The 6,328-nt window shown below is 60.5% G+C and carries 2 protein-coding genes and 4 pseudogenes; 1 reads left to right on the top strand and 5 read right to left on the bottom strand.

Annotation, left to right across the window (positions count from 1 at the left end; all coding sequences use genetic code 11):
- Positions 1-111 precede the first annotated feature (111 nt).
- Positions 112-565: pseudogene (locus QJT78_RS47415) on the bottom strand (DDE-type integrase/transposase/recombinase); the annotation flags it as partial.
- Positions 566-1,667: 1,102 nt separating this feature from the next.
- Between QJT78_RS47415 and QJT78_RS47410 the strand changes: the two are divergent.
- Complete coding sequence (locus QJT78_RS47410; RefSeq protein WP_240537772.1) at positions 1,668-1,874, top strand: hypothetical protein; 207 nt, start codon at positions 1,668-1,670, stop codon at positions 1,872-1,874.
- A 20-nt stretch (positions 1,875-1,894) separates the two neighbouring features.
- On the opposite strand, the pseudogene QJT78_RS47405 reads toward QJT78_RS47410, so the two are convergent.
- The 4 genes and pseudogenes from QJT78_RS47405 to QJT78_RS47390 all read right to left on the bottom strand — a co-directional run.
- Positions 1,895-2,394 (bottom strand): annotated as a pseudogene (locus tag QJT78_RS47405) (IS66 family transposase zinc-finger binding domain-containing protein); the annotation flags it as partial.
- A 113-nt stretch (positions 2,395-2,507) separates the two neighbouring features.
- Positions 2,508-3,195 (bottom strand): annotated as a pseudogene (locus QJT78_RS47400) (IS3 family transposase); the annotation flags it as partial.
- Positions 3,196-4,029: pseudogene (locus QJT78_RS47395) on the bottom strand (transposase); the annotation flags it as partial.
- Positions 4,030-4,112: 83 nt separating this feature from the next.
- A complete protein-coding gene (locus QJT78_RS47390; protein ID WP_049803187.1) occupies positions 4,113-5,588 on the bottom strand; it encodes an outer membrane beta-barrel protein in 1,476 nt (491 codons plus the stop codon).
- Positions 5,589-6,328 lie beyond the last annotated feature (740 nt).

The following is a 6,328-nucleotide window of genomic DNA, read 5'->3' as shown; positions in this document are numbered from 1 at the left end:
GCCCTCCCGACGCAACGACAAAACCGTAAAGCCCCGCGTTCAGCATAACCCGGCAGGAATCCACTTAAATCCAGCGGGGCGCTGTCCAAACAACCGGGGCCAGCTCTCTTCTCAGTTCGAGATTCGGCTTGTCGCGGAGATTTCGCGCCAAGTCGCAAAGGCTCGCTCGCGCGAAGCACGACGGAAGTCGGCGGTGACGGCTCCGGGATAGGGGATGTGGAAAAGGTTCGCGACCTGATTGATCGTGAACTGACAGAAACCGTTGAGCCTGATCGGACGATTTGAAACCCTTCATGATCGGCTTGCGTCGCCGCGTCGGCTGATGAGAAATCTCGGCCCGATTGTTAAGAGCTTTGTGCTGGCGATGTTCGACGTGAAAGCCCATCTTCGCCCTCACAGGGCCGTACGAACGGAGCTTGTCCGTGATCATCACGCGCGGCGGCGTGCCGGCGTATTTCAACAGCTTCTTCATGAGCCGCTGCGCAGCGCGTTCGGCGCTGGATCAAGACGTCGAGAACGAAGCCATTTTCTGGTCGACAGCGCGCCAAAGCCAAGTTGTTTGCCCGCGATCGAGAAGGCGCTGCTGCAAAACTACGGGGTGACCACCTGAGGGCCGTGTCCGAGATCGGCCCAGAAGGCCAGCGCCAGCCCGATTTAGCCGGACGGTGGGTATGGGTCCTGGCCATATGTCCACTCGTGTCTGAACCTGTGGTCATGGCCCTGAACTAGAACCTGAGCGTCGCGTCCTACCTTTCCCTCCTTGTGGGCAGCGTCGACCGCGACGCGGATCGCCTCTTCCTCAGTGGCGTAGGGGCCGGAGTACTCGCAATTGAGCGCAACCATCCACTGGCCTTTATGGCGCGTGACGAAGTACTGAACGCTTGCCATAAGCTTGCTCCGGCATCGCCCCTGGGATCGATAAACGGGGTCGTACTCTGCAAATCTGCCGCGGTCGCCTCAACTACCGGATTTGGTGGGCTCCAAGGAGCAGCGCCTTGTAGGCTGGCCTGTTTGCTGTACCCGCGGAGACCAACTGCCGCGCCTTAGTTCCCCTTATTCACGAGAACCGGAACGTAGCAGCTTCAATCGTCGTAGATGTGGCCTAGCTGCTAGCAAGTCTCTCTTTCTCGTTGGAGTCGAAGGCTGGATTGATGGTTGAGTGCTGCGACCGTTTGCGTTTGATCGACAAATGAACCCTCCAAATAGAATGTCGTCAGGGTCCAAACTCCCGGGAGACCAGCCGCACTCGATCGCATTTGTAAGAAAGCGCTCGTGCGGGTCCGACCTTGCCTCTTTTAGATCGTACGAGGCAATAAATTTGGCATCATGGTTGCTCCACTCCGCGGCGCACACGCGGACTTGGAGGCACGCGGACATGACTCGGCGCCGTCGGGAGTGAGAACCCGACGCTGTCCCTACCGCGCCCGCGCGGCCAGTGAAGTTGGCGGCGGTGACTCGGCGCTCACGCCTCCGGAAGCGCTTATCCCTACCACGCGCTGCAAACTTCGGTGGCCAGCCTTCGCCCTTGGATAAGCGAGACCGACCACCGCGGCCCCCCGAGAGGCTCAATTCCCAAGAGTGCCACCAAGCAGTATCGCTGAGAAGGACTGGAAGCACCTACTAGGATTGGTTGGTGCCGATCTAATGTGGCCTGGGGCAAATGCGCCATGGCGACTGAATTTGATACGATTATTGATGTGATTGAGCGTCACCGCGAGCTTTCGGTGCAGCACGCCGCCGCGGTATCGGTATCCGCGAAACTTGTCGCAGGTCTCGAGTTTCATGCCGCCGACGCGATCAGCGAGGAAAGAAGGTTGGCTCTCGAGGACTATGCAGACGTGCTCACTCCAAGCCGACCACGCTTGCGGACGTGATCAGACTACCGGCTTGGCCGACGGTCGATGGCGATGCCGTGCGTCGCCAACATCTGCGCCTGGCGATAAAGCGGCAAATGCCAATGATACTTGGCATCGATCACATGCGCTGACCAGCCGCTCCGTGGGCAGTGTTCGGGCCCGGCATGCTGGAGGACGACGCCATGACAAGCGCGGCAGGCCAGTTTGGGCCGGCGAGTGACGATTACGCGATACTGCGCCGGTACGACGTCGAGCCTCTGGCTCTCATCGCTCCCAATTTCAAAAAGGACGCCTGCGCAGCACGGGCGGCAGGTTGCAGTGGGCATCAGGGTCTCGACGATGCGCGGCAAATACTCCGGCAGCTGACCGCGGTTGGCTCTGCGCTCGGCAGTTCGCTTCTCGCAGGTTCTTGGATTGGCGTGATCCTCGGCTGCTTCGAGAGCCGCGACGGCCTCTTCGATGCCCTCCAAAACAGGCTGTAGTTGATCAGCGTCCAGCTTTCCGACGATCGACCGAACTGCGCATCTTTCGCAAGCTTGCGCCACGCTTACGGCCTACTGGGTTAGCGCGATGTCGGATCGCGGCCAATCAAAAAGGCAACTGCAGCTAGTTCTTTTCACTTGAGCTGCTGCCGGTTTGATGGACACCCGGTTAAGCTAATCCCACCTTGCGCTCGAACGCAACCGGGCTGAGATAGCCGATGGTCGAGTGCCTGCGGGTCGTGTTGTAAAATCGTTCGATGTAGTCGAACACATCGGCGCGTGCCTCGTCTCTGGTTCGATAAATCTTGTTGGCCGTACGCTCGGTCTTGAGCGAGGAGAAGAGGCTCTCCATCGCCGCGTTGTCCCAGACGTTGCCGGAGCGGCTCATGCTGCAACGATGCCGTGGTCGGCCATCAGGCGCTGGAACTGCTCGCTGGTGTACTGGGACGCTCGGCGGCGAACTGCCGGTCAAGGAGGTTCGCCGGTACGGTCTCGAGCTGTCGATCGCCGTCATCCTTCGGCAAGCGCCGACGTCGCGGCCGCGCCCGCAAGCCTTGCAGGCGCATCAGCCGCTCAATCCGGTGCAGGCCGCAATCCGCCCCGTCGGCGAGCAGGTCACGCCACACCCGGCGTGCGCCATAGGTGCGGTCGCTGGCGACGAAGCTGGCCTTGACCTTGCCGCCGAGCTCCTGGTCGCTGCGGGATCTGGCGCTGGGAGAGCGGTTGAGCCAGGCATGGAAGCCCGACCGCGACACTCCCAGCGCATCGCATAGCCATGCCGCCGGCCAGATCGTCCGGTGCTTCGCGACGAAGGCGAACTTCATGTCGCTTCCTTCGCGAAGTAGGCTGCGGCCTTCCTAAGAAACAGCCGGATTGGCGTCCCCCGGAAGAGCCTGTAACACGAAGCCCAGTGATTTGGCTCGGCGCTGAAGGTTGGCGAGCACACGGCTGCGATATTGTCGCTCATATTGGTCTGCACCCGGATCTCTGTAGGGCATGCCGTGCCGCAGGGTGTTGTAGCATAGAACTGCGATCTTGCGGGCGGTCGCCGTCACCGCCTTTGATTTGCCTGCACGTGAGGATAGCCGGCGATAGAATGCGCCGAGCGCCGTATCGCTCCGTCCGACAGTAGTGGCCGCCAATCGCAACAGTGCGGCTGCCCGACTGGACGATCTTCGTGTGCGTGAAGACAGCACCTTGCCGCCGGAGATTTTGTTGCCCGGTGCAAGGCAGCGCCACGAGGTGAAGTGCTTGGCGCTCGGCCATGCCCTCAGATCCGTGCCGCACTCGCCGATGAGCTTCAGCGAGAGGGACGGACCTAACCCATGGATCTCAGTCAAATCGACGCCGAGCATTCCGTACAGCGCGGCCCTGACATCGAAGGTAGGTGTGTTGACCTGCTTGGTCTTAACGCGTGGCTTTGATAACTTTGCGCCCGCTTTTGCCCCTTTGTTGCTCAATACGGCGATCAAGGCTTCGAGCTTGCGGTCGCAGTCCAGCATCTTCGCCTGGTAAACGTCGTATAGTTCCAGCGATTGACGGAGGGCGAAGACATGTTCTTCCCGGTCGTTGCCCACCAGTGCCGCGCGGATTGTCTCGGTCGAAGAATGACAACGCACGTCCCGATAGGTTGCCAACACGTCGGGATTGCGCTCGCCTGCAACAACGGCTCGGATAATCCGCATGCCGGTCCAGGTGGCGCGGAGGTGGATGGTCACTACCAAAGCTTGAGGGGGCGTCGAAAGCCTGGCTCTTGGCTTTTGGTGCGATCTTTTCAATCGAGCTTATAGGAGGCCTGAAAGAACGTACCCCAGCGTTCCATGCTGTACTTCGCAAGCATGGTCGGCTCAACGCAGCCGCTGCTGCTGCACAATGAGTCGCTTCGGCTGTTGGTCCACATCGCCCAGTAGCGGCCACCGACGCCGACGCTGAAGTTCCTGGTGACGAAGTAGGACAAGACGCCTTCAACCTGGACGCCTCGGCCCCCATTGCTCCGTTGTTCATCAAACATGGTCGTCGGGCGCAAGAGATGATGGTCACGCCCCTTGAAATCGGTCCAGGGCAGGTAAGCGACGTCAGCGTTCAAACGCCAACGCTCGGTGAGCATGGTTTCGGCGCTTAGGCCGACACGAGCTGCATTCCACTGAGTATTCTGGCTGCCAACGACCTGGTCGTCGTCCGGCGCCAAGCATGGAGGTGGGGCAGCTATCTGTACACACCCCCTCGAATCGGAGCTCTGTTCGTAATACGTCCAGCCGATAAAGCCGCCGACATTGTAGTTGGCGGCGCGGAGGAAATCATAACCTACGTCGGCCGTGTAGTAGGTGTACCTCCCGTTGGCCTGGCCTGATATCGTGTTGACATAGGAGAGGTTCGGGGGGAGGCCCCAATCTTCGTCGTTCATGTGTCCTTTGTCGAAGCGCCCAAGGCCAATGTTGCCCTTCAGGAACACCCCCCACGGGCTGTCGAGACGGCCAAATAGCTCCCCGGAAAGTCCGTCAAGTCCGTGATAGGTGAGCCTCGATATTAGCATGCTGGGGTCTTCAAGGCCGCCGGAGGCCACTGCGCTGCGGTCCCATTGGAATCGACCCCGGCTGAGCCAGAGTCGCGATCCGCCTTCGAACGACCAACCGGCCGTGTAAGCAATCGGCGCCGCGCCGGCGGGCGCTTTTGCGTAGAGCGGCGCATCGGGCCAACGCACCACCCACGGGTCGGCGCCAAAATGGTAGTTCAACCCGATCTTTCCGATGTGATAGCTGCTGGAGAGGCTGGTTATGTTCGCCGGAAGAATGGCGAACGGCGGATTCTGCACCGTCGGAGGCGTTGCGACACTCGGCCCGCCGAAATGGAGATAGTCATACTCGACGTTGACCGACCATGCAGACGTAAGTGCTTGCTCGACGCCTAGCCCGATGACGCCACCGAGGCGACCATAGTCGAAATGGGTTTTCTCCTGTGGCGCGCCGCCTTCAAAGTTGTTGACGACGTCGCCTCGATTGTTTTGCCAAGCCACTCCTCCCTTAAGATAGGCCAACGTGCGGCCCAGCGCGCCAAACGCGTAACCGACGCGCCCAGTCCCGGTGGCAAAGACGTTGGGACCTGCCTTGCAGTTTGCACTCACGACAAAGCCGGAGGCGGCGAGGCAAGTATTCGTGCCGTCGGAGACAGCACCGCTGGCATCGAGTTCGACGCCGAACACCCAGCCATTCTTCTGCCAATTGTAGCCGATCTGGCCACCCGCGAGAAGCACTGGGGTATCGACGACATCGCCATAGATTGACGGACCGTAGGATTGCTGAAGGAGGTTCGGCCGTAGCCGCCGCCGAGGTGCCCGCCAATATAGCCTCCCGACCAGTTCCACACCGCGGGCGGCAGTTTCACTTCTGGCTCAAGGTCTGCCGCGTTCGCTGCACCGTTTGCGACGAGCGCAATTGTCGTGGCTCCTAAAAGAAGAACTCCGGATCGCATCCAACACTTCCCTGTATTGTCTCGGCCCACGACCGAGCGCCCTTAAGTTATCGCCGCAGCAAACCGTCGGGGCGGACCAGACGCTAACAGCGACGCGCGCCGAGTCCGCCCCCGAGGATCATCGCAAGCGATTGGTGGTGATGCCGCAAAGAGAGCAAGTCGCGTGCCGAAGTGAATTCGCAGGCTATGCAGGCACTTCGTCGCGGCGTGTGGCGCCAAGTTGCTCACATTGGTCTCGATACCGACAAGGGCCACGTTACCCGAGAGTGGCCCGCTCGCGCGCTGAATGTGTACGCGCGGTGGCGCGTGCAGACCCGGCCCGTGTGATGTCAACAGGAAGCCCTCTGCGCTTCCCCGACTACGGCGCTGTGTCGCCGTTGATTTTAATTTCACCGAGTCCTACTGATGGGACTAGGGTCTGTACCTAAATAGCGCCACGTGATTCTCTTGCCTACGTGTTGATTCGGGGGCGAGAGAATGCGCGCTGGTTTGTTTTGGCTGAACGACAGGCAATGGGCGCGT

The organism is Bradyrhizobium sp. Mp27 (assembly GCF_029953005.1).
GTDB lineage: Bacteria > Pseudomonadota > Alphaproteobacteria > Rhizobiales > Xanthobacteraceae > Bradyrhizobium > Bradyrhizobium barranii.
This window is presented reverse-complemented; position numbering and strand designations above follow the sequence as displayed.